The following is a 22,815-nucleotide window of genomic DNA, read 5'->3' as shown; positions in this document are numbered from 1 at the left end:
TGTTTGCTGAGCGTTCATCGCCATCACCATGTCAGGGGGTGCGGATAGCGTCGTGCCGTGGCATCCATTGCAACAGCGACGCCGACGATCTCTCCCGCACTCGCACGGCGCATCGCACTCGCGGCACAGGGCTTCGGCAGGCCGCGACCTGCGACGGTGGGGACTCGTCAGTTGAACGGTCTCATCGACCGCATCGGGCTGCTGCAGATCGATTCGGTCAACGTCTTCGAGCGCAGCCACTACCTTCCTGTGTTCGCCAGGCTCGGCGCGTACGACAAGGGGCTGCTGGACGCCCTCACGATGCGTTCGCGCGCACCATACACGGAGTACGTGGCGCACGAGGCGGCCTTCCTGCGACGCGAGGACCGGCCGCTCTTCCAGTGGCGGATGGACGCGATGCGCCAACGTCACGGCTCGGGAACCGAGGCCTGGAACGCGGCCCACAGCCGTACCGCCCGGTGGTTGTTGGATGAGCTGGCGGCGAACGGTCCGATGGCGGCCAGCGACATCGAGCACGAGGAGAACGTGCGCAAGGGGCCGTGGTGGGGTTGGTCCGAAGTGAAACGCACCCTCGAGATGCTGTTCCGATTCGGAGACGTCGCCATCGCCGGCCGCAACAGGTTCGAGCGCCGCTACGCCTTGCCCGAGCAGGTGTTCCAGGCCTCCGTTCTGGAGACGACGGTCGAGACCGCGGATGCCGTGCGCGAGCTCGTGCGCCGCTCGGTGCGTGCGCTGGGCATCGGCACCCTGGGCGACATCGCCGACTACTACCGGCTGAAGTCCGTTCCCACCCAGGCTGCGCTGACCGAGCTCGAGGAGGCCGGCGAGGTGCACCGTGTCACGGTGCCGGGCTGGGAACGCGCGGGCCGCCCCGCACCGGTATGGCTCGCGACGGATGCTCGCCTGCCTCGCCGGATGCCGACATCCGCTCTGCTGTCGCCGTTCGATCCGATCGTGTGGGAACGCGCACGAGCGCTGCGGATGTTCGGCCTGGACTATCGCATCGAGATCTACACGCCGGCACCGAAGCGGGTCTATGGCTACTACGTGCTGCCGGTGCTGCAGGACGATCGCATCGTCGCCCGCGTCGACGTCAAGAGCGACCGAAAAGCGGGCGTGCTCATCGTGCAGTTCGCTTGGGCGGAGGCCGAAGCGGATGCCGAGACCCCCTCGCGCCTCGCGGCGCTGCTCCGCGAGGCGGCAGAATGGCAGGGACTCTCGGCTGTCGACGTGCGCGATCGCGGAACGCTCGCACGCGAGCTGGCATCGGCGGTGGCGGCCGGCTGAAAGCCGCCACCGCCTACGCGTCAGGAGCCGCGGCCGTCGAGTTCGGGTTCCAGCGGCGGCTGCGTCTGCTCGATCGCGACCACCTTGGGGTCGTTCTCGTCGGCGCCGTAGTCCGAGGAGCGCGTCGCATCCGTCGTGTCCTTCACCTTGAGCAGGCGAAGCACAAGCGTCACCACCGTGGCGACGACAGCGTTCAGCACGAACGCGGAGACCCCGATGTACACCGGGACCGTGGTGAACGGGAACGCGGCGATGGAGCCGCCGAAGTGCGCGTGCGTGACCGGGTTGACCACGTTGTATGCAGCCCAGGTGCCGTACGCGATTCCGACCGCCCAGCCGGCGAACAACGCCCATTTATTGAACCAACGCGTGTACAGACCGGCGACGATCGACGGGAACGTCTGCAGAATCCAGATGCCGCCGAGTAACTGCAGATTGATCGCCGACGACTGGTCCATGCCCAGCACGAACACGAGGGCTCCCAGCTTGACGATCAGCGACACCAGCTTGGACACACCCGCTTCCTGCTTCGCAGTGGCGTTCTTCTTGAACAGGTCCTTGTAGATGTTTCGGGTGAAGAGGTTTGACGCCGCGATCGACATGATCGCCGCAGGCACCAGCGCACCGATGGCGATGGCCGCCAGCGCGATGCCACTGAACCACGACGGGAACGAGTCGAGGAACAGCTGAGGCACGACCAGCTGTGCGTTGATGGCACCGTTCGTGTCGATCGGATGCGTGCCCGCCTTGATCGCCACATAGCCGAGCAGCGCGAGAAAGCCGAGCATCAGCGAGTACAACGGCAGAACCATGGCATTGCGACGGATGGTGTTGCGGCTCTTGGTCGCCAGGACTCCGGTGATCGAATGCGGATACATGAAGAGCGCCATCGCGCTCCCCAGCGCCAGGGTCCAGTACGCGTTGAAGCTTCCTGCGCCCGGTATCACCGCACCGAAGGGATTGCCCGTCGCCGGGTTCACCGTGCTGAGCTTCTTCTCCGCTGCACCGAAGATGCCCTCCCAGCCACCGAAATGCGCCGGCAGGTAGGCGATCGCGACGATGATCGCGATGTAGATCAGCACATCCTTCACGATCGCGATCAGGGCCGGGGCACGAAGGCCGCCCGCGTACGTGTAGGCGGCGAGCACGATGAAGGCGATGATCAGCGGCAGATCGGCCATGAACGGGTTCGTGTTGGACCCCAGGCCGAGTACGGTCAGCACTGATTTGATCCCGACGAGCTGCAGCGCGATGTACGGCATGGTGGCGATGATGCCGGTGAGGGCCACCGCCACCGACAGCCAGCGGCTGCCGTAACGGCCGCCGACGAAGTCCGCAGGGGTGACGTAGCCGTGCCGATGTGAAACGGACCAGAGTCTGCTCATCAGCAGGAACACGATCGGATACAGCACGATCGTGTAGGGCACTGCGAAGAATCCGCTGACTGCACCGGATGCCCACATCGCCGCCGGCACCGCCACGAACGTGTACGCCGTGTACAGGTCGCCGCCGAGCAGGAACCAGGTGACCCAGGTGCCGAATCCGCGGCCGCCCAGACCCCATTCGTCGAGCGAGTTCAGTCCGCGCGTGCTCGGATCCGTGCGCCAGCGGGAGGCCAGGAAGCCGATCACCGCCACGGCGACGAAGATCACGATCACGACGATGAGCGCGACCCAGTTGACCGGTCGGTTGCCGTGCGCATCCGGTCCGGTGGTCGCGGCTACGTTTGCGGCGATGGAGAGCAGGTGCGTCATCGGTCGCCCTCCTCGTCGTCGGCCGCGCTCGAGGCGTCGGTGCCGGTGCCCGGGTGCCGGTCACCGGCATCCGTGGGCAGCGACGTCGTCGCGCCCGAGGCACGAGTACCGCGCACCGCGTCGCGGCGCCGCCTGTCCTCCTTGCGCATGACGAGATACGCGATGCCCAGCAGCCCGGCAGCGATGAACACCCACAGCAACTGGTACCAGTAGAAGAACGGCATTCCCCACAGCGTCGGCTTCGCGAACGCGTAGAGCGGCACGATCAACGGCATGATGATCGCGATCGCGATCAGGATGCCCGCGATCACGTACGGAACCGGCCTCGCCGGTCCGCGCGTGGGCATATCGGGTTCAGACACCATCGTCTCCTTGGCAGTGGTTCAAAGAACCGACCGCCGAGACGGCGGTCGGCGTTGGGCCCCCATCGCCGGTTCCGTCACGCCGCTTGCGGCGTGACGGCCGTGCGATAGGGAGCGTCGCGGCGGAGGCCAGAAATGGCCCCCGCTCCAAGCTCCAGCGCGGGCCAGCGCAGAGACAACCATTCACCCAGCGGTCAGTCCACGTCAAGAGCCCGATCGGTGAGTGTTGCCGGCCAGCCGTTCGGAGGGACACGTCGTGACTTTCCCGACGCGGGACGCTCTGCGAGGCGGCGTCGTGTACGGCGCCCGACCTCCACTCAGCGACTTGCGTAGTCGGCTGCGGCACGCCTGGACGGACCAGGCGTGCAAGACGAGCTCAGAAGCTGGTGCCGATCTTCTTCAGGCGTGCGATGCGATCTTCGAGAGGCGGGTGGGTTGAGAACAGCTTGCTCATCAGCGACGGCTTGAGCGGGTTCGCGATCCACAGGTGCGACATCGAGGAATTCTGACGTCGCAGTGGGCGTCCGTACTGCTCGAGCTTGGCGAGGGCGCTGGCGAGCTCGTCGGGGTTCCGCGTGGTCATGGCGCTGGTGGCGTCGGCCAGGTACTCGCGCTGGCGGGAGATGGCCAGTTGCACGAGCGATGCCATCAGCGGTGCCAGGATCAGCGCGACGATGCCCACGATCAGCAGGATCGGGTTGCCGCCGCCCCCTCCGCCGTTGTTGTTGTTGCGGTTGTTACCCCCGGCGAATGCGCCGAACATGCTCATGCGCAGCAGGATGTCGGCGACGAGGCCCACCGCGACCACGAGTCCGAACACGATCATCGACACCCGGATGTCGTAGTTGCGCACGTGGCCGAGCTCATGCGCCATGACGCCCTCGAGTTCGGAGTCGTCCATGATGTCCAGCAGCCCGGTGGTCGCGGCGACCACGGCGTGCTGCGGGTCACGGCCGGTGGCGAACGCGTTCGGCGCCGGGTCGTTGATGATGTACACCTTCGGCATCGGCATGCCAGTGGCGATGGACAGGTTTTCCACGGTGTTCCACAGCCGCGGGTTGTCGGCCTTCTGGATCTCCACGGCACCCGAGGTCACGATCGCCTGCCCGGAGGCTGCGAAGTATTGGATCAAGGCATACCCGACCGCCACGATCATCACGACGATGAGGATCGCCCAGCTGTGGAACAGGTAGCTGGCGAGCCAGCCGAGCAGGCCGATGATCACCAGGAAGAAGATGATGATGAAGACGGTATTCCGCTTGTTCGCGGCGATCGCCCTGTACATAGACGGGTGTCCTGCAGTCCAGTGAGTGGTGAGTGGCGAGTTACGGGATCGGCTGACGTTGAGGGTCAGAACTGCACCCGCGGCGGCTCGGCGATCGCGTTCGCATCGGCGACCTCGAAGAAGTCGCGGGAGGTGAACCCGAGACGCTTGGCGAAGATGTTGTTCGGGAAGACCCGGATCTTCGTGTTGAACTCGCGCACACCGCCGTTGTAGAAACGGCGGGCCGCCTGGATCTTGTCTTCGGTATCGACCAGGTCGGACTGCAGACGCAGGAAATTCTGACTGGCCTGCAGCTGCGGGTACGCCTCAGCGACGGCGAAGATGCTTTTCAGCGCCTGCTGGATGTGGTTCTCGGCTGCGGATGCCTCGGCCGGTCCCTGAGCGGAAAGCGTCTCGGCCCGCGCTTTGGTGACGTCTTCGAAGACCGTCTTCTCGTGTGCGGCGTAGCCCTTGACGGTTTCGATCAGGTTGGGGATCAGATCCGCACGGCGCTTGAGCTGTACGGTGATGTCGCTCCACGCCTCGTCGACGCGCACGTTCAGGGTGACGAGCGAGTTGTACGTCGCCCAGAAGTAGATGCCGATGATCACCAGAATCACGACGATGATGATGACGGGGATCAGCCATTCCATGGCGGGCTACTCCTTGGGGCGAGAGCGGGCGTGTCAGCGCCGGGACATTGATGCTGCGTGTCGAGGTGCTTCGTGTCTGAAGTGCGCGTAATTCAGTGCGACACCCGGTCATCCTACCCGGCGCCGGTCCACGCTCTGCGGGTTCCCACGACTCTCGGAGCTACACCGTGGGTGGTGCACAGCCAAGGGCGCACGGCCGCCGGTTGGGCTTGCCGAAACGAGAGCCCTGGACCGGTGGCATCGACGCGTCGACAAGCTCAGGGCAGGCGAATTTCAAACGGCGGACGACGTTCAAACGGCGAGATGCTCAGCCGGCGCTGTCCGATGACACACGTACCGGGCCCAGCACGGAGCGCAGGTAGCGGTTCTCGAACACTCCGGCAGGGTCGAGACGATCACGCACGGCGACGAAGTCATCGAAGCGCGGGTACGCCGGGCGCAGACTCTCGGCGGTGCGGGTGTGCATCTTGCCCCAGTGCGGTCGTCCGTCGTGGGACCGCATGATCGCCTCGACCGCGGCGAAGTACTCCGTGGGGTCCTCCCGGTGGTAGCGATGCACGGCGATGTAGCCGGTGTCGCGTCCGTAGGCGGTGGACATCCAGTTGTCGTCGGACGCCGCTGAGCGCACCTCGACCGGGAACGAGATACGCCAGCCCCTGGAGCGGATGAGGGCATCCACCTCGCGCACGGCGTGCGGCACCGCCGCGCGCGGCAGTGCGTATTCCATCTCGCGGAACCGCACCGCCCGGTCGCTGATGAAGACACGGGGTGAGGCGTCGGTGAAGTCGCCGTTGCCCATCAGACGACCGGCGAGACGGTTCACCGGCGGCACCATGGCGGGAACGACCGAGCCGAGCGCACAGATCGCCCGGTAGGCGCCGTTCGCGATCAGCTCGTCGTCGACCCAGGAACCGAATCGAGACCGCGGATGCCGTTCCGCGTCGGCCGGCAGCCGGGTGTTCGTCTTCGTGACTGCTGTGGCGGTGTGCGGGAACCAGTAGAACTCGAAGTGGTCCTCGCTCGCCGACCGGTCGAGATAGGCATCCAGAACCTCCTCGAGCGGCTCGGAACGCTCCACGGCGTGCAGCAGGAATGCCGGCACGCACTGAATCGTCACGTCGACCAGCACGCCGAGCGCGCCAAGCCCGAGCCGCACCGCGGGCAGCAGCTCGGCGTTCTCGGCCTCGTTCACGCGCAGCAACGATCCGTCGCCTGCAACGAGCGTTGCACCCACGATCTGCGTGGCCAGGCCGCCGAAGCGACCGCCCGTGCCGTGCGTTCCGGTGGAGGTGGCGCCCGCGATGGTCTGCCGGTCGATGTCGCCCATGTTCTCCAGCGCGAGCCGGTACGGCGCAAGCAGCTCGGGGAGCTGGTACAGGTTCGTGCCTGCGCCGAGCGTGACGCGAGCGGATGCCGTATCCACGGCGATCATGCCGCTCAGCTCCTGCAGGTCCAGCTGCACGCCCGGCGCGACCGCAATACCGGAGAAGCTGTGGCCGGCACCCACGGGCTTGACGTGCAGGCCGCGATCGGCGGCCGCGACGACCGCCCGCTGCACGGCGCCGGCATCCTTCGGCCGCTCGACGCGGGCGGGACGGATCTTCTCGCTGCGGCCCCAATTGCGCCACAGGGCTCCCGTCGCCGATGCTCCGCTCACAGGAAGGCCTGCCTCTCGCCGCGATAGCTGGGCACGGCGCCGACGACCGCTCCCCCTTCGACGACGGCGAACTTGTTGACGTGCTCGCTCAGCTCGCCCGACTTCGTGTGTCGGAACCACACCCTGTCGCCTGTGCGCAGCCCCGCGGCGTTCGGTCCGCTCACCGGCGTCTGCACCTCGCCCGCCATCTCGCGTGGCGCCATCCTCAAGCCGGTCGGCCAGGCGATGGCCGGCAGCCTGTCGGTGGCGGGCGGCCCGGATGCCACCCATCCGCCGCCGAGGATGGTCGCGCTCCCCTGCTCCGCGATGCGCACGACGTCGAGTGCGAACGCCGCGGCCGGGGCGGGCGAGAACGATCGATAGTTGTCGAACAGGTGGCCGCCGAGCAGACCGCTTCCCGCACCGATCTCGGTGACCGAGGGGTCTGCGGAGGTGAACTCGAGCGAGCCGGTTCCGCCGCCGTTGACGAACTCGAGCTCGGCGAGGCGACGCACAGCGGCCACGGCGGCCGCTCTGCGTTCGAGAAGCTCCGCCTTCGAGTTGCGCTGCATCCAGCGCACGGTAGCCGCATAGCCGGGTCGACCGGCCGGTGCGTCGCCCTGTCCCGCGATCTGCGCCTCGTACGCCATCATGCCGACGAGCGTGAAGCCGGGTCGTTCTGCGATATGTGCTGCCAGATCCGCCGCCTCGTGCGGAGTGTGCACCGGCGAGCGGTAGACGCCGATGCGGCCGACGGGGCCGAGCCAGGAGGCATCCAGCTCGAGGGCGACACGGACGTTCTCGCGGTCGCCGGGCGCCACGACGCTGTCGATGAGGTCGAGGTGATCGACCGAATCGACCATGAGTGTCACCCGTGCCGCCGGCTCGGGCGACGTCACGAGCCGACGGAGGGCGGAACGGGCAGTCGTCGGGTACCCGACGACGATGTCGTCGATCGGCGCGTGCGCGTCGTCACCCTCGGCCAGCCACAGCGCCTCGGGCAGCGTGTAGGCGAGCACACCGCGGAATCCGGGCAGCGCGAGCGCTGCGTCGATCACGGCGCGCACGCGAACGGACTTCGAGGCGACACGGATCGGCGTTCCGCCCGCACGGCGCAGCATGTCGTGCGCGTTGGCCCGCAACGCGTCGAGCTCGAGCACCGCGACCGGCGCGTCGAGGTGAGCGGTCGCTGCCGTCAGCGACGGCCAGTACAGCGCGGGGTTTCCCCAGCGCCGACGGGACACCTGCGGCGGGAACGTGAGGTCGATGGCCGTCGGCGAATTCTGCATCGTGGAGCTTTCGTGCGTGTGGACTGGGGCGGAGCGGGTCATCAGCGCACCGACTTCACCCGGGAGACGGCCAGCGCGCCGGCGAACGCGAAGACCGCGCCCATGACGAACAACCCGGCGAAACCGGCGATGAACACCAGCAGCGCTCCGAGCAACGGTGCGGCCGCCTGCGGCACGGCGGTGGCGATGTTCATGATGCCGAGATCCTTGCCGCGTGTCTCGGGGTCGGGGAGCACCTGGGTGGCCAGCGCCTGGTCGACCGCGAGGAAGCATCCGTAGCCGAGCCCGAGCAGGCCGGCCGCGACCATCGTGACGCCGAACGTCGGCACGAACGCCAGGATGAGCGCGGCCAGCGCCTGCAGCGCCGAGGAGAGGAACACGAACGCCTTGCGTCTGCCCAGCACATCGGAGAGCTTGCCGAGCCCGAGCGCTGCGACGATCACGAACACCATGTAGATGAGCGTGAGCACGACGAGGTCGTCCTGCGCATGCTTGTCGTGCAGCCCGAACTCGAGAAAGTACAGCAGGAGCGTGGTGCCGAAGGCGTTGCCGAAGTTGACAAGGATGCGACTGAGCAGGGTCCAGCCGAAGTCCGGATAGCGCCTCGGGCTGATCCACAGCGAGTCGATCATGGCCGTCAGCGACCACGGCGCCCGCTGGCTGCGCAGCAGCACCGCGTCGGGGATGAAGAGGAACGGGATCACGAAGACGAGCAGCAGCACGGCCATCGCGGCATACCCGAGGAAGGTGCCGAGAGCGAGCATCGTGACGAGCAGGATGCCTGCGATGATGCCGATCGCCTGCGGTGCGGACAGCCAGCCGGAGACGTACCCGCGTTGGCCGACCGGGACCTGGTCGCTGATCGTCGCCGTGAGCGCCGCCGTGAGCACACAGAATCCGATCAGGGCGAAGCACCAGAAGACGCCGATGCCGACCATGGTGTTCTGAACGCCGAGCAGCAGCAGAGAGATGGCGAAGATCAACGCTCCCGCGGCGATCCAGGGGCGACGGCGACCGAACCGGCTCGTGGTGCGGTCGGAGAGGGCGCCCGTCACCGGGAAGGCGAGGATGGCGCACAGTGCCGAGATGCCGGAGATGACGCCGAACGCGATCACGTTCTGCACCCAGTCATCCGTCTTCAGCTGGTTCTGGATCTGCGCGGGCAGCAGCAATTGGATGGGCGTGAGTTGCGCCATCCAGACACCGAACCAGGCGAGCGCGAAGGCGGCGATCCACCGGCCGCCGACGCGACGAACGGGCTCGGCGAAGACGGCGACCGTCATCGGGGCGTCGCCCGTCGTCGCGTTGTCCGCGGTCATGCGCGTGCTCCCGTCGTTCCTGTGCGGTCGACACGGGGCCGCAGCTCACCCGCGGATGCCTGGGCGAGCGCGTCGCTCGGCTCGCTCAGTCGCGCGACGGCATCCGCCGCGAAGTCGATGAGCCTGTGGGCGGCCGCATCGTCGCGTGTGGCCAGCCAGGTGGACGTGAGTCCATCAGTGAGACCGATCAGCAGCCGCCCGATCTCTTCGACCGGCCGAAGCCAGCGCGCCCCGACCAGGTCGGCTGCCGCTTCGAGCGAGGCCACCGCGAGCGCGAAGTAGCTCTCGTACTGCAGCCGGGCGAGATGCTCGGCGCCCGGGGTGCGCTGCGAGTACTGCGCCAGTTCGTACATCGCTCGCTCGTGATCGGGGTCGGCGACCACTCCGGCGAAGTAGTGCTGCAGACCGACGCGCAGCGCCTCTCGCATGTCGGCGGGAACGGATGCCGGTGCCATCGCGGGCAGGATCGAACGCTCCTCCTGCTCCACGACGTGCTGCACCACCTCGCGCATCAACTCATCGCGGGACTCGAACGCGTAGTGGAAGGATGCCTGGGGCATGCCCGCATCCGCGGAGATCGCTCGCGTCGTGGCGGCCGACACACCCTCGCGGGCGATCACCCGGAGTGCGGCGGCGACGAGAGCCGCTCGTCGCTCGACAACCGACATGCGCGTCATGCGCTGAGCCGTACGGATCGGACTGTGGGGTGATGCACGGTGATGCTCCTGCTCCTCGTCGAACAGAATGGACGGGTTCGACGGAACATCCGTCGGCCGAACTGGGTCAATTGACCAAGTATGCATGATGCGCGGCGGAACCGCACCTTCGAACGCGCCGATACAGGTGTGGCAACCCTTGCTGGATACAGCGCTCGTCGTGTGATGAGCTTTCGACATGTCCGAAGAGAATGCTCCGGTTCATGGCCAGCACCCGGACGAGCCGCATCGCGGCGGAATCGCGCAGCGACTGAACTGGCTCCGCGCCGGTGTACTGGGCGCTAACGATGGAATCGTATCGGTCGCGGCGATCGTCGTCGGAGTCGCGGGCGCGACGTCCGGAATCGACGCCATCGTGGTGGCGGGCCTTGCGGCCCTCGTCGGCGGAGCCGTTTCGATGGCGCTCGGGGAGTACGTGTCGGTCAGCAGCCAGCGGGACAGCGAGCGGGCGCTGATCGCCAAGGAGTCCGAGGAACTCGCCACGATGCCGGAGGAGGAGTTCGAGGAGCTCGCCGGTCTTTACCGGGAAAAGGGGCTCTCGGAGAAGACCGCGTACCTCGTGGCGACCGAGCTGACCGAGCACGACGCCCTCCGTGCGCACCTGTCTGCAGAGCTCGACATCGATCCCGACGACGTGGTCAGTCCCTGGCACGCGGCACTGGCGTCGGCACTGTCGTTCTTCGTCGGCGGAGCGCTCCCGATGCTGACCATCCTCCTCCCGCAGGCGTACCGCATCCCTGTCACTTTCGCCGCGGTGATCGTGGCGCTCGGGATCACCGGATACGCGGCAGCGGCCATCGGCGGAAGCCCGCGCGGGAAGGCGGCACTCCGCGTCGTGATCGGCGGCGCGATCGCACTGGCGGCCACCTTCATCATCGGACGGATCTTCCACACCTCGGGCATGTGAGGCTCCGCACCGCGGGCGGAACGCGACCGTCCCCTAGGGTTCGGTGCTCCCGTCGCTTGGCGGGCCGCTCCTACGCGCCCCCCGCGGTGACGATGAAGTCGGTCACGAAGCCTGCGATCAGACCGATCATGACACCGACGTAGAGGGTGTATCCCCGGCCTATCTTGAGCGCGACTCCGATCAGCTGCACGAGCACGTAGATGATCGATCCGGCTGCCAGCGCGAGAAAGACCAGGCCCAGCGCCGCGTTGACGACGACGCTGCCGAGCAGGGTTCCCACCAGGGTGGGACCCCCGCCGATCACGCCGAGAACCGCCAGCTGCCGCCAGCGCGGCCGCACTGACGACGCCGCCATCGGGGCGGTGATGCCGAAGCCCTCCGTTGCGTTGTGCAGGGCGAATCCGACGACGAGAGTGACCGCCAGCTGCAATTGTCCCGAGGCGGCCGATTGTCCGATCGCGAGGCCTTCGGAGAAGTTGTGCAGTCCGATGCCGACCGCGATGAGAAAGGCGAGCCTGCTTGCCGGATCGCCGAGCCGGAGCACGCCGTGGGTCGGCACGTGCAGATCGCGGGGCCGCCGTGCGATCCAGCGGTCGTAGGCCACGAGGCCGAGAAGGCCGACGGCGAGTCCGGCGAACAACAGCGCGGCAAGCCCGACGAACGGCCACCAGGACCGGCCGCCCGACGCGGCCGTGAGCGCGGCATCCACCGGGTCGACAGCGTGCGCGAGCACGTCCCAGAGCAGGAAGAGCAGGACTCCGATCGTGATGGCGTTGAGGAGCGCCCGCAAGCCTGCGCCACGGGCCGGAAGTCGTCCGATCGGTAGACCGATGAAGATCGTCCCACCCGCGATGATGCCCATCGCAATGACGGTCCCTGTGGTCACGCACACTCTCTTCCGACGTAGAAACTTAGGCATACCTAACCTACTGGACGAACGACGCTCATTCGCACCGCTCGATGGTCGGGCGCGGGCGGCTCCGCCGTCAGGCTCGGCGCCGCTCACGCATATGCATCACGTGAGAACCGGTGACGAGAGCGCTGGGAGCCCTCATCGAGTCGCGGACTCTTGATCGTTCCTGTGCGTGGTGCGGGTGCGATGGGTTCATGACGGTTCTCGTTCCGCGGAGTGTCGGTGTGCCGACTCGCGTGAGTGAGAGCCCGCCCGAGACACCCCACCATCGTCTTCGGCACCGCACACTGCTGTGCCTTCTCGGGTTCCCTGCTGCGGCGCTCTGCGCAGCGCTGCTGGTGTGGTTCCGTCTGCCCCCGGTGGCACACGACACTCTCTGGGCCGAAGACGGCAGGCTGTTCCTTTTCGGTGCCGAACAGCATGGACTCTTCGGCGCGACGTTCCTCCCGTATGCCGGCTACCTGCAGTTCATGCCGCGCCTGATCGCCGGAGCGGTGGTGCAGTGGCTCCCGGCAGCCGATTGGGCGCTCGGGATGACCGCCGGCGCCTGCCTGGTCACCGGCATCATCGCCTGCGTGGTCTTCATCGCCTCCCGCGACGTGCTGACCAGCAGGACCGTCCGCGTGATTCTCGCCTCCGTCGTCGTGCTGATCCCGCTCGGACCCCGCGACGTGCTGTGCACTCCGACGAACCTGCACTCCCTCCTCATGTGGATGCTGTTCTGGCTGCTGCTGTTCTCACCACGCACCCGACGCGGCGCCGTAGCGATGAGCCTGCTCGGCGCAGCCGCCGCGCTCAGCGAGATCCAAGCCGTCTTCCTCCTCCCCCTGCTGATCCCCGCAGCACGCCGACGACACGGGTGGATGCTCGTCACCGGGCCCGCGATCGGAATCACCACCCAACTCGCGGTCACCCTCCTGGCGCCACGCAGCCTGCCCTCCGCAGCCCAGGACTCACCACTATCGATCGCCGACGGCTACCTGATCAACACGATCGTGCCCGACCTCATGCCGCAGAATCTGGTCGGACCATTCGTAGCAGGCGGAGGACTGCTCCTCGCCGTGGTCATCCTCGCGCTGCTGCTCGGGCTCGTCATCATCGCCTGGCGCCACACCGGCCCGCGGCAACGCCTCGCCATCGTCGCCGCCGCAACCCTCTCCGTCGTGATCTGGACGGCATCCGTCGTAGACAATCCCGCACCGTTCTACGACTACGCGACCATGACGCACAGCCAGCTGGTGCACGTCTGGCTGACCAGATACGGCGTCGTCCCCGGCATGCTGCTGCTCGCCGTCGCCCTCATCGCCGCCGACGCGTTACTCCGCCCAGGGCAGCTCCCATCCACCCGCAAGGCACGCCCCCGACGATCGGGCCGGCACCGGCTTCGCTTCGTGACCGGTGTGGTGACGATCGGGTGCATCGCCGCCTGCCTGACCGCGAACTACGTCCCCACCTGGACACGACGCTCATCCGGACCGAGCTGGTCACAGCAGATCCCCGCCGCCCAAGACGCCTGCTCCGACGCCCCCGACCTCAAAACCATCACCCTCAAAGAGACCATCGGATGGCACGTGCCCGTGCTCTGCGGGTACCTGCGGGATTAGGAATGCCGACCTCAATCGTGCCCCCGCTGGGACTCGAACCCAGACTGAAGCGATTTTAAGTCGCCTGCCTCTGCCTATTGGGCTACGGGGGCGCGGCTCACCCGCGACTAAACGCAGGCTAGCCGACACGCATCCGCTCTCCCTTCGGCGGCATGCGTCGAAGGCGCACATCGTCGTCAAGACACCCCGGAATCGCGTGGGTCCGGGGTGGCTCGACGATGCACGGGTAGCCGGCGAGGGGCCGTCGCTCAGCCGGCGACGGATGCCTTCGCCGGTTCCTTCTTGGTCGCCGGCTTCTTGTCACCCGCCGGTGCCGCGTCGGGCTTCGGCGCTGAGGCCTCCACCGCAGGCTTCGGACGCGACGCGAACTCCTCGAAGACACCGCGCGGGTTCTGCACCGCGGCCAGCGACACATTGTCGCGACCGAGCCAGAAGTCCAGCCACCAGTCGCCCAGCACGCGCCACTTGCGCTCCCAGCTCGGCATCGCCAGGCCGTGGTATCCCCGGTGCATGAACCATGCGATGAGACCCTTGATGGCCAGGTTCTTGTACTGGTACACGCCGATGCCGAGACCGAGCCCGGCGACCGCGCCCATCGGCTTGTGGAAGTAGTCCCGGACGCCCTCACCGCGCAGCGTGGCGACGATGTTCTTCGCGAGCAGCTTCGCCTGGCGCACGGCGTGCTGGGCGTTCGGCACGCAGTAGCCGCCGACGCCGAAGCCCGTCAGGTCGGGAACGGCGGCCACATCGCCGCAGCCCCAGGCGTCCGCGACGGCCTCGTCATCCGTACCGATACGCAGGTCGGCGCGCACCCGAAGGCGTCCGCGTTCCTCGATCGGCAGGTCGGTGTGCCGCACGATCTGCGGGTTCGCCATGACACCAGCAGTCCACACGATCAGGTCGGAGTCGAAGCTCTCGCCCGTTGACAACTCGATGTGACCGTCGACCGCGCTCGAGAGCTGGGTCTCGAGGTGGATCTGCGCACCGCGCTCGGCCAGGTTCTTGATCACCCAGTGGCTCGTCGGCAGCGAGACCTCCGGCATGATCCGCCCCATCGCCTCGATGAGGTGGAAGTGGGTCTCCTCGAACGTGATCTGCGGATACTGCTTGAGCAGCGCGCTCGCGAACGCCCTCATCTCGGCGAACGCCTCGATGCCGGCGAACCCACCGCCGACGACGACGAACGTGAGCAGTCGCTCCCGCTCCGGCCCGGCGGGGAGCGCGGAGGCCTTGTCGAAGTTGCCGAGGATGCGATCGCGGATCGCGACCGCCTCCTCGATGTTCTTCAGTCCGATGGCCTGGTCGGCCACGCCCGGGATCGGGAACGTGCGGCTCACGGCACCGGCGGTGACCACGACCTGGTCGTACTCGAACTCCCACGGCTCACCGATGGCCGGCGTGATCGTCGCCTTCTTCTCGGCATGGTTCACGTACGTGACCTTCGCCGTGATCACATTCGTCTTCTTCAGGTGACGACGGTGGGAGACGACCGCGTGCCGCGGCTCGATCTCACCCGCTGCAACCTCGGGAAGGAAGGGCTGGTAGGTCATGTAAGGCAGTGGGTCGACAAGTGTGACCTCGGCCTCGCCCTTGCGCAGCCACTTCTCGAGTTTCCAGGCCGTGTAGAAACCGGCGTAACCGCCGCCGACGATCAGGATTTTGGGCACAGTACAGCGTCTCCTTGAAACGAAAAGTATGAATCCAATCTACCGCACGGGGTAGTCGGCACATTCGCAGACATCCGGCGACCAATCACCACGCGACAGGGCGAGATCGCCGATCGGGTTCAGGCCCGGTCCTGCCGCCAGTGCGTGCGCCGCAAGCGCGTGCAGGCATTTGACGCGGGCGGGCATGCCGCCGGCCGAGAAGCCCGCGATCTCCTCGACGTGCTCGACGCGGTCGCGGTCTGCGAGATAAGCGACGTGAGCCCGCTCGTAGGCGGCCCGCAACTCTTCGTCATCTTCCAGCAAGCGACCGAATTCGGTCATGACTCCTGATGCCTCCAGCCTCGACATCGCAGCCGTCGCCGCCGGATGACTCAGGTAGTAGAGCGTGGGAAACGGCGAACCGTCGGGCAGCCGTGGCGCGGTGGCCACAACGGTCGGGGCACCGCACGCACAGCGCGCCGCGACGCCGATCACGCCGCGGGCAGGACGTCCCAGCTGCGCGGAGACGATCTCGATGTCACGCTGTGACACCGCGTCGAACGGGGGTGTTGTCATCGAATCATTCTCGGGAGGTCATCGGGTGAGCTGCGCGGCGGACCGGTCGGTCAGCCCGGCCGTCAGAAACGATCCGGCGATGGCCTTGAGCCAGTCCGACTTGGTCGCCTGGATGCTCGAACTCACCGGCGCATCATCTTTCTTCGGGGTCGGCGGCCGATCGTCGATCACAAGGTAGCTGGTCTCCCCCGGCATCACGAAGAGCAGCCGCTGCCTGGCCTGCGCCTTGATGTAGTCGGGATCGCTCCAGTCCGCGATCTGTTTGTTCAGGTCGGTCACGTTCTTCGCCGTGTCCGCGTTGCCCTGCTCGAGCCTGGCGATCTGGTGCTGCTGGTCGACGTAGAGGTGCAGCGTGGGTGCCACGACCAGCACGCCCAGTACGACGAGGCCCAGCATCACGAGACTGAACCACGAGAAACGGATGCCGCGCAACCACTTCGCGGAGACGCGAACGTTCGAGGCGGGCATGCGTCCAGTCTGTCGCACACCCGCCTCGAACGCCGTGAGCTACGCCGTGAAGCGCGGGAAGGCGCTGCGACCGGCGTAGACGGCGGCCGTGTCGAGCTCCTCCTCGATGCGCAGCAGTTGGTTGTACTTGGCGACGCGCTCGCTACGGGCCGGGGCACCGCTCTTGATCTGGCCGGAGTTCACCGCGACGACGAGGTCGGCGATGGTGGTGTCCTCGGTCTCACCGGAGCGGTGCGAGAACATCGTCGTGTAGCCGGAGCGGTGGGCGAGCGCGACTGCGTCGAGCGTCTCCGTGAGAGTGCCGATCTGGTTGACCTTGACCAGCAGCGAATTGGCGACTCCGAGCTCGATGCCCTTCGCCAGGCGCTTCGGGTTGGTGACGAACAGGTCGTCGCCGACGAGCTGGATCTTCTGACCGAGCTTCTCGGTGAGCAGCTCCCAGTTCTCCCAGTCGTCTTCGGCGAGCCCGTCCTCGATCGTCACGATCGGGTACGAGTCGACGAGGTCGGAGTAGTAGTCGATGAGCTCGGGTGCCGACCACTCCTTCTTGTCGAGCGTGTACACGCCGTCGTCGAAGAACTCGGTGGCGGCGGCATCCAGTCCGAGAGCGATGTCACTGCCCGGGGTGAAGCCCGCCTTCTCGATCGCCTTGACCAGAAAGTCGAGGCCTTCGCGGTTGCTCGGCAGGTCGGGCGCGAAGCCGCCTTCGTCGCCGAGGCCTGTGCTGAATCCGGCGGCCTTGAGCTCCGACTTGAGCACGTGGTAGGTCTCGGCACCCCAGCGAAGTGCCTCGCGGAACGTGGACGCGCCGATCGGAGCGAGGAAGAACTCCTGCATGTCGATGCCGTTGTCGGCGTGCTCGCCGCCGTTGATGACGTTGAAGAGGGGCACCGGGAGGACATGCGCGTTCGGGCCGCCCACGTAACGGAACAGCGGCAGGTCGGCGGCGTCGGCCGCGGCACGCGCTACGGCGAGGCTCACACCCAATGTGGCGTTGGCTCCGACTCGGCTCTTGTTCTCTGTGCCGTCCACCTCGATGAGTGCCGCGTCGACGGCACGCTGATCGGATGCCTCGAATCCCTCGATCGCCGGCCCCAGTTCATCGAGCACCGCGTCGACGGCCTTCTCCACGCCCTTGCCGCCGTATCGCGACTTGTCGCCGTCACGAAGCTCGTACGCCTCGAAGGCTCCCGTGGACGCACCGGAGGGCACCGCCGCACGCGACACCGTGCCGTCTTCGAGAAGGACCTCGACCTCGACGGTCGGGTTGCCGCGGGAGTCCAGAATCTCGCGAGCGCCTACAGCCTCGATCAAAGCCACAACGGTCTCCTTGTTTCAGAAAGGGGTGATGGGGACGAACGTCCGCCGCTCAGTCTACGGCGGGCTCCGTCGACCACGGTTGTGCGCCAAGACTCGCACCCCGAAGAGTTGCAGAATGCGCCTTTTGCAGCTCCCCGTAGGTGCGACCTTGCGGTAGGCGCCGAGCCTGGCCGGCGATCGTCAGTGGCTCCAACGACATCAGCGTGATCTGCGCCGAGGACCGAAGAAGTGGGCCAGCGGCTGCGTCGCCTATCTGACGAGACCGTCAGTGGTCGGCAATACCGTGCGGCGCATGGAGATCTTGTCGTGGATGCTATGGCCCATTTTCATCACGGCCTTGCTGTTTCTAACGCTGACGCTGACGGTTGGAGCCACATCCCTCTGGCCTGCGCAGTGGGATCGGAAACTCTATGCGGCTGGCGAAGCGGAGATCAGCCGACGATTCGCCGATTACCGGGCACTGCCCCAGGTCGATCACATCGCTGCCCGACGGCTTCTCGGACACAAGCCGAGACCGGTCTGGGGTGATTACGACCGAGAGACGACGATCCTCGCTGCCGTAAGTGTGATGACAAACGCGGAGGACCGGGCTCGCCTCAGCGCTGAACTTCAAGCAAGACGGGTTCAACTCGAAGTGACGGCGCTGAGACGTCAGGTACGCCTCGTAGCTCGTATCTCGAACTTTGCGATCGCCAGCTATCTGTGGAGCGCCCTACGAACGGCCAACGCTTTGGAGTTCTCACTCTGCGGCTTGATCTGGTTTCTGCCCCATACGGTTCCGTTCCTCGTGAGGGTCCATGGCAAGCACCTTGCCGGAGCCACGATCGGGGGCGCGTTACTCGGCGTACTCGTCGCGGGTTTCACCGTCGCCGGGTCTCCGAACGGCTCTTCGACAGATTGGGCCGGTATCGCTGGTGGCACCGCGATGATCAGCTTGTTGGCGGCGCTGGTAACCGCCACGTTTGGACTATTCAAGGCGTTCCTCACCACCAGGTTCGGTGCTGTCCGGCAGTGGACACGAAAAGGAATCACGTCGAGCGTCGTCCTTGTCGTGTTCGTCGGCTCGTTCCTGTACCTCGACCTCTCAGGAGTCTTCGGCCAGCGGACTGAAGCGCTCACCGTTGGTACGCAGCATCTCCATTTCAGCACCCAAGAATCCCATTGGATCGGCGGGATTCTCCTGCTCGCCTTCACCGGCTACAACATCCACAATGCCTGGGCCTGGGTTCGAAACCGTACGGTCAAGCTCAGCAACAGGATCCAGTCCGCCACAGCACTCCTCTTCTTGCTCCTTCTGGCGGTGCTCATCGTCTCGTTCCTCCTCAACCTTCCGGTTACGAGCGCGCGCTGGATACTGCTCGGCGGGATGTTGACGGTCCTTAGCGTCGCGTTCGGCGGGCTCGTCATGGCCGCAGTCGAGTGGGTTCAGAAATACCGTGCCATCGCGCGAGCTGGCTGGACCGTGAAACGGAGAGGGTTCCGCTGGTGGGCTCTGATCTCCTGGTGCTCTGCTCTCGTCGCGCAGGCGACGTCGGAGCTTATTGGGCCTCTGCGTCCCAGTGCCGCCAATCCGGTGCTCTACGACGTAGTCGGAGCAGTTTTTAGTCTGATAACTCTCGCCTGCGTGATCGCTTTCTGTCCAGGCGTCATCATCACGGTGCTATATGTCCAAAGGGTAAGCGCGGTCTACCGAGACCTCCAGCATCTCCAGTCGCCGGATCATCCCGCCCTCGCAAGCGATGAGTGGTGTGAAACGCGAAGCAGCGGCCGGCCGCCATCCGACGGCTGACCGCTGCTTAGCGTTGCGTTGACTGCTACTTGCTGGTGCCCTGCGACACCGACCCCTGCAGCTGGCGCTGGAAGAAGACGTACACGATGAGCACGGGGATGACGGTGATGACGACGGCTGCATACAGCGCACCGAAGTCGACGGAGTAGCCGGCCTGGGAGGCGAACTGGGCCATGCCCTGGGTGAGCACGTAGTTGCTCTGGTTCGAGTTCAACGCCACCGGCAGGAGGAACTGGTTCCACAGGCCGAGGAAGTTGAAGATCGCGACCGCTGCCATGCCCGGGGTGGCCATTGGCAGCATCACCTGGAAGAAGGTGCGCCACTCGCTGGCTCCGTCGACCTGCGCGGCCTCGTAGATCTCATCCGGCAGTCCCTGGAAGAAGGAGTACAGGAAGAACACCGTGAACGGCAGCGCGAAGGCTACGTAGGTGAGGATCAGACCCGGCAGAGTGTTCAGCAGGCCGATGCCCTGCAGGATCTTGAACAGCGGCACGATCGCCAGGAATGGTGGGAACGTGAGACCGGCGAGCATCAGGTAGTAGATCGCCCGCGCGCCGAAGAACTTGAACCGTGCGAGCACGTAGGCGCACATGGCGCCCAGGATCATGACGATGATCAGTGCGCTGACGACCACGATCAGGGTGTTGGCGAAGTAGCTGCCGATGCCCGAGCCGTTCCACGCGTTGACGTAGTTCGTGAAGTCGAGCTTCTGCGGCAGGCTGAACGGGCTGTCGAGGATCTGCTTCGTCGTCTTGAACGACGACATGAACACCCAAAGCAGCGGGATGCCCACGATCAGCGACCAGGCGATCAGCAGGATGTGCGAGGTGGTGCCGACGGCGATGTCGCCGCCGGTGAGCTTCGTCCTGTTGCGAGCGGGTTTGAGGCCCGACGTACCCGCCTTCACGTTCGAGGCTGTGGCGGTCATGCTCGGCCCTTCTCTTCCCGGCCCTTGGTCAATCGAACGATGAAGAACACGATCGCCGCGAACAGCAGCGTGATCGCAGCCAGTACCACACCCATGGCGGTCGCGTAGCCGAACTGGCCCTTGCGGAATGCCGTGTTGAACAGATCTTGGCTGATTACCAGCGTCGTGTTGGCCGGACCGCCGGCGTTCGGGAACAGTGCCGACATGTAGACGAACGAATCGAGGGCGGCGATCCCCAAGTAGATGTACGCGGTCTGGATGTTGTCGCGGATCGAAGGGATCGTGATCGAGATCGCGGTGCGGAAACGGCTTGCGCCATCCAGCCGTACCGCCTCGTAGATCTCGGCAGGGACGGCCTTGATCGCGGCAACGAACAACACGGTGTAGAAGCCGATGAAGCCCCAGATGATGACGAACATCGATGCGGGTAGCGCCGTGGCGATCTCGCCGAGCCAGGCGAAGTTGGTGAAACCGTGCAGACCGATCGCGGTCAGGAATCCGTTCAGCAGGCCGGCGCTAGGGTCGTACACCTCCGCCCAGATCAGGCCGATCACGATGGCGGGGATGCAGTACGGGAAGAACGAGATGGTGCGGTAGAAGCCGGCGCCCTTGACACCGCGGATCTGTCCCTTGCTCGGACCGGCGACGGTGACCACGCTGGCGATGATGAGCGCCACCGCGATCGTGACGAACGGAACCACGATGCCGAGCAGAACGCAGTTCAGCACCGCGTGCATGAACGTCGAGTCCTGCGCGAGGTTGACGAAGTTCGTGAAGCCGATGAAATTCATCGTCGGCGAGAACCCGCCCCAGTCAGTGAGCGAGTAGTACAGCGCCTGAACGAACGGCAGGATCACGAAGATCAGGAAGATCGCCAGGGGAAGAATCAGGAACACCGCCATGAAGCTGACCTTGTCGAAGGTCCACTTCTTCGCGCGGCGCCGCCCGGGGGGCGGAGCGATCCGCCCCCCGGTCGTCGTGGTGCTGTCAGGTGTTGTCACTTGGATGCCGCGGCCTTGTCCGAGATCGCCTGCATCTGCTGTGTCAGCTGCGCAACGGTGGCCTGCCCGGACAGGAACGAGTTCCAGATCACGAGCTGATCGGTGTTGAGACCGTACAGGCTGGCGAACTCCCAGTCGAAGATGTTCGAGCCTGCGGCGTCGAGCATCTTGGTCTGGGACACGAGCGCGGTCGAACCGAAGCCGTCAGAGGGAACGAGACCCTTGACGATGGTCGGGGCGAGACGCGTCTTGGAGAAGTTCGTCGCAGCGTCCTTGGAGAGCATGGCACGCATGATCTCCTTGCCGCCCGCGACGTTCTTGCCCTGCGAGGGAACGATGTACGGCTCGCCGGCCGCGGCGCGCAGCGCCTCGTACGGCATCTTCGGGCTCGACGTCACCGTCGGGGCCGGAGCACCCGTCATCTTGAAGTTCGGCGCGGTCGCCTTCTTCATCTCGTTCTCGATCCAGCCGCCGGATGCGTACAGGATGGCCTGCTGGTCGTTGCTCCACTTCGCCTGCGCCGCCGTGAACTGCGTTCCGGCGCCACCGGGGATGAAGTAGCCCAGCGAGACGATCTTACCCAGCGCGTTGAAGACATCCTGGATCGGCTTCTGCGACCAGGCGTTCTTCTCCAGGTTGTTGACCGAGTTCAGCACGTCCATGCCGCCCTCCTTGATGGCCGAGTCCAGAGCGAGCGTCAGCCAGTAGGTCGCAGCCTCCTTGCCCCAGACGAAGAGGTACTTGCCCTTCGCCTTCGCCTTGGCGCCCAGCTCGGTGGCCTCGTCCCACGTCTTCGGCGGGGTCCAGCCGTTCTCCTCGAACAGGGTGGCCGAGTACCAGATGGCGTACACGGTCATCACGTAGTTCATCGCGACGAACTTGTTGCTGAACGTACCCGGCGTCTTCACGTTCGGGTACAGCGTGTCGGAGATCTTCTTGCCCTCGTAGTTGTTCGCAGCGAACACGTCATCGAGGGTCTCGAGGCTCTTCAGGATCGTGTTGAAGCCGATCTGGTTCGCACCCGAGTTGTCGATCAGGTCCGGCGGGGTGCCACCGACGAAGCGAGGCTGCAGCGACTGCGCGATGTTCGTCTGCGGGGTGACCTTCGACTTCGTCTTCCACTTCTTGTCGACGAGGTTCGCCGCGAAGGTGACGTAGTCGTAGCCGTAGCCGCCGTTGAAGATCACGGCTTCGATGCTCGAGCTCTCCTTGATGCCGAACGGGTTCGACGACGACGCCGCGCCCGTGCTGCCACCGCCACTGCCACCGCTGCTGGAGCAGGACGCGAGCGAGACAGTGATCGGGACGGCGACCGCGGCGGCAAGCGCGCCGCGCAGGAACATGCGCCGGTCCAGTCCTCTGTTTTCTGTGGTCATGGTAGGT

Annotated in this window: 20 protein-coding genes and 1 tRNA gene; 4 read left to right on the top strand and 17 right to left on the bottom strand. The window is 66.0% G+C overall.

Annotated elements, in window-relative coordinates:
- Positions 1-57 precede the first annotated feature (57 nt).
- Complete coding sequence (locus ACYVDK_RS11195) at positions 58-1,287, top strand: winged helix-turn-helix domain-containing protein (protein WP_460521681.1); 1,230 nt, start codon at positions 58-60, stop codon at positions 1,285-1,287.
- Between the two features lie 20 nt (positions 1,288-1,307).
- Here the strand turns inward: ACYVDK_RS11195 and mctP are convergent, their stop codons facing one another.
- From mctP to ACYVDK_RS11155, 8 genes are all read right to left on the bottom strand, one after another.
- Positions 1,308-3,041 (bottom strand): sodium:solute symporter family protein, encoded by a 1,734-nt coding sequence (gene mctP, locus ACYVDK_RS11190; RefSeq protein ID WP_460521679.1) that lies wholly within the window; start codon positions 3,039-3,041, stop codon positions 1,308-1,310.
- Entirely contained in the window at positions 3,038-3,403 is a 366-nt protein-coding gene (locus tag ACYVDK_RS11185; RefSeq protein ID WP_460521677.1) for a DUF3311 domain-containing protein, read from the bottom strand. Before ACYVDK_RS11185 ends, mctP begins: the two co-directional genes overlap by 4 nt.
- Positions 3,404-3,779: 376 nt before the next feature.
- The gene (locus tag ACYVDK_RS11180; RefSeq protein WP_460521675.1) at positions 3,780-4,688 is read right to left on the bottom strand and encodes a M48 family metallopeptidase; all 909 of its coding nucleotides are present in this window, start codon (positions 4,686-4,688) and stop codon (positions 3,780-3,782) included.
- Between the two features lie 65 nt (positions 4,689-4,753).
- Positions 4,754-5,320 (bottom strand): LemA family protein, encoded by a 567-nt coding sequence (locus ACYVDK_RS11175; protein WP_460521673.1) that lies wholly within the window; start codon positions 5,318-5,320, stop codon positions 4,754-4,756.
- A gap of 307 nt (positions 5,321-5,627) precedes the next feature.
- On the bottom strand, positions 5,628-6,977 hold the full coding sequence (locus ACYVDK_RS11170) for an FAD-binding oxidoreductase (RefSeq protein ID WP_460521671.1): 1,350 nt from the start codon (positions 6,975-6,977) through the stop codon (positions 5,628-5,630).
- Complete coding sequence (locus ACYVDK_RS11165) at positions 6,974-8,245, bottom strand: type III PLP-dependent enzyme domain-containing protein (RefSeq protein ID WP_460521669.1); 1,272 nt, start codon at positions 8,243-8,245, stop codon at positions 6,974-6,976. The genes ACYVDK_RS11170 and ACYVDK_RS11165 overlap by 4 nt, the downstream gene beginning before the upstream one ends.
- 41 nt (positions 8,246-8,286) lie before the next feature.
- Positions 8,287-9,564 carry an MFS transporter gene (locus ACYVDK_RS11160; protein WP_460521667.1) on the bottom strand — a complete coding sequence of 426 codons (1,278 nt, stop codon included), beginning with the start codon at positions 9,562-9,564 and terminating at the stop codon, positions 8,287-8,289.
- A complete protein-coding gene (locus tag ACYVDK_RS11155; protein ID WP_460521665.1) occupies positions 9,561-10,241 on the bottom strand; it encodes a TetR/AcrR family transcriptional regulator in 681 nt (226 codons plus the stop codon). The genes ACYVDK_RS11160 and ACYVDK_RS11155 overlap by 4 nt, the downstream gene beginning before the upstream one ends.
- A gap of 217 nt (positions 10,242-10,458) precedes the next feature.
- Between ACYVDK_RS11155 and ACYVDK_RS11150 the strand changes: the two genes are divergently transcribed.
- A complete protein-coding gene (locus ACYVDK_RS11150) occupies positions 10,459-11,187 on the top strand; it encodes a VIT1/CCC1 transporter family protein (RefSeq protein WP_460521663.1) in 729 nt (242 codons plus the stop codon).
- 70 nt (positions 11,188-11,257) lie between these two features.
- Here the strand turns inward: ACYVDK_RS11150 and ACYVDK_RS11145 are convergent, their stop codons facing one another.
- Entirely contained in the window at positions 11,258-12,073 is an 816-nt protein-coding gene (locus ACYVDK_RS11145) for a ZIP family metal transporter (RefSeq protein ID WP_460521661.1), read from the bottom strand.
- Positions 12,074-12,294: 221 nt separating this feature from the next.
- Here ACYVDK_RS11145 and ACYVDK_RS11140 point away from each other — a divergent pair, with 221 nt between their 5' ends.
- Complete coding sequence (locus tag ACYVDK_RS11140; RefSeq protein ID WP_460521659.1) at positions 12,295-13,704, top strand: hypothetical protein; 1,410 nt, start codon at positions 12,295-12,297, stop codon at positions 13,702-13,704.
- An 18-nt stretch (positions 13,705-13,722) separates the two neighbouring features.
- Here the strand turns inward: ACYVDK_RS11140 and ACYVDK_RS11135 are convergent.
- The 5 genes from ACYVDK_RS11135 to eno all read right to left on the bottom strand — a co-directional run bounded on the left by ACYVDK_RS11135 (position 13,723) and on the right by eno (position 17,714).
- Positions 13,723-13,796 (bottom strand) — tRNA-Leu (locus tag ACYVDK_RS11135).
- 156 nt (positions 13,797-13,952) lie between these two features.
- Entirely contained in the window at positions 13,953-15,371 is a 1,419-nt protein-coding gene (locus ACYVDK_RS11130; RefSeq protein WP_460521657.1) for an NAD(P)/FAD-dependent oxidoreductase, read from the bottom strand.
- A 39-nt stretch (positions 15,372-15,410) separates the two neighbouring features.
- Positions 15,411-15,926: a DUF501 domain-containing protein gene (locus ACYVDK_RS11125; RefSeq protein WP_460521655.1), complete on the bottom strand. Its 516-nt coding sequence runs from the start codon at positions 15,924-15,926 to the stop codon at positions 15,411-15,413.
- A gap of 18 nt (positions 15,927-15,944) precedes the next feature.
- Positions 15,945-16,394, bottom strand: a complete 450-nt coding sequence (locus tag ACYVDK_RS11120; RefSeq protein ID WP_460521654.1) for an FtsB family cell division protein — start codon at positions 16,392-16,394, stop codon at positions 15,945-15,947.
- A gap of 39 nt (positions 16,395-16,433) precedes the next feature.
- On the bottom strand, positions 16,434-17,714 hold the full coding sequence (eno, locus tag ACYVDK_RS11115; RefSeq protein WP_460521653.1) for a phosphopyruvate hydratase: 1,281 nt from the start codon (positions 17,712-17,714) through the stop codon (positions 16,434-16,436).
- Between the two features lie 292 nt (positions 17,715-18,006).
- Here eno and ACYVDK_RS11110 point away from each other — a divergent pair, with 292 nt between their 5' ends.
- Positions 18,007-19,503, top strand: coding sequence for a hypothetical protein (locus ACYVDK_RS11110; RefSeq protein WP_460521652.1), 1,497 nt, complete (start codon positions 18,007-18,009; stop codon positions 19,501-19,503).
- Between the two features lie 25 nt (positions 19,504-19,528).
- Here ACYVDK_RS11110 and ACYVDK_RS11105 read toward each other — a convergent pair whose 3' ends face one another.
- Genes ACYVDK_RS11105 through ngcE form a run of 3 tightly spaced genes read right to left on the bottom strand, consistent with a single transcriptional unit; the run spans position 19,529 to position 22,808 of the window.
- Positions 19,529-20,431 carry a carbohydrate ABC transporter permease gene (locus ACYVDK_RS11105; protein WP_460521651.1) on the bottom strand — a complete coding sequence of 301 codons (903 nt, stop codon included), beginning with the start codon at positions 20,429-20,431 and terminating at the stop codon, positions 19,529-19,531.
- Entirely contained in the window at positions 20,428-21,432 is a 1,005-nt protein-coding gene (locus ACYVDK_RS11100; protein WP_460521650.1) for a carbohydrate ABC transporter permease, read from the bottom strand. Before ACYVDK_RS11100 ends, ACYVDK_RS11105 begins: the two co-directional genes overlap by 4 nt.
- Complete coding sequence (gene ngcE, locus ACYVDK_RS11095) at positions 21,429-22,808, bottom strand: N-acetylglucosamine/diacetylchitobiose ABC transporter substrate-binding protein (RefSeq protein ID WP_460521649.1); 1,380 nt, start codon at positions 22,806-22,808, stop codon at positions 21,429-21,431. The genes ACYVDK_RS11100 and ngcE overlap by 4 nt, the downstream gene beginning before the upstream one ends.
- Between the last annotated feature and the right edge of the window lie 7 nt (positions 22,809-22,815).

Source organism: Humibacter antri, assembly GCF_054777235.1.
Note: the sequence above shows the minus strand (reverse complement) of the source record. Positions and strands in the feature narration are given on the sequence as shown.

What these genes read in the sequence shown, in the direction of transcription:
- ACYVDK_RS11165 (WP_460521669.1), bottom strand. Translation starts at nt 8,245, where the DNA reads ATGCAGAATTCGCCGACGGCCATCGACCTCACGTTCCCGCCGCAGGTG.
- ACYVDK_RS11120 (WP_460521654.1), bottom strand. Translation starts at nt 16,394, where the DNA reads ATGCCCGCCTCGAACGTTCGCGTCTCCGCGAAGTGGTTGCGCGGCATC.
- ACYVDK_RS11180 (WP_460521675.1), bottom strand. Translation starts at nt 4,688, where the DNA reads ATGTACAGGGCGATCGCCGCGAACAAGCGGAATACCGTCTTCATCATC.
- ACYVDK_RS11155 (WP_460521665.1), bottom strand. Translation starts at nt 10,241, where the DNA reads ATGACGCGCATGTCGGTTGTCGAGCGACGAGCGGCTCTCGTCGCCGCC.
- ACYVDK_RS11125 (WP_460521655.1), bottom strand. Translation starts at nt 15,926, where the DNA reads ATGACAACACCCCCGTTCGACGCGGTGTCACAGCGTGACATCGAGATC.
- ACYVDK_RS11160 (WP_460521667.1), bottom strand. Translation starts at nt 9,564, where the DNA reads ATGACCGCGGACAACGCGACGACGGGCGACGCCCCGATGACGGTCGCC.
- ACYVDK_RS11150 (WP_460521663.1), top strand. Translation starts at nt 10,459, where the DNA reads ATGTCCGAAGAGAATGCTCCGGTTCATGGCCAGCACCCGGACGAGCCG.
- mctP (WP_460521679.1), bottom strand. Translation starts at nt 3,041, where the DNA reads ATGACGCACCTGCTCTCCATCGCCGCAAACGTAGCCGCGACCACCGGA.
- ACYVDK_RS11105 (WP_460521651.1), bottom strand. Translation starts at nt 20,431, where the DNA reads ATGACCGCCACAGCCTCGAACGTGAAGGCGGGTACGTCGGGCCTCAAA.
- ACYVDK_RS11110 (WP_460521652.1), top strand. Translation starts at nt 18,007, where the DNA reads ATGGAGATCTTGTCGTGGATGCTATGGCCCATTTTCATCACGGCCTTG.
- ACYVDK_RS11140 (WP_460521659.1), top strand. Translation starts at nt 12,295, where the DNA reads ATGACGGTTCTCGTTCCGCGGAGTGTCGGTGTGCCGACTCGCGTGAGT.
- ngcE (WP_460521649.1), bottom strand. Translation starts at nt 22,808, where the DNA reads ATGACCACAGAAAACAGAGGACTGGACCGGCGCATGTTCCTGCGCGGC.
- ACYVDK_RS11175 (WP_460521673.1), bottom strand. Translation starts at nt 5,320, where the DNA reads ATGGAATGGCTGATCCCCGTCATCATCATCGTCGTGATTCTGGTGATC.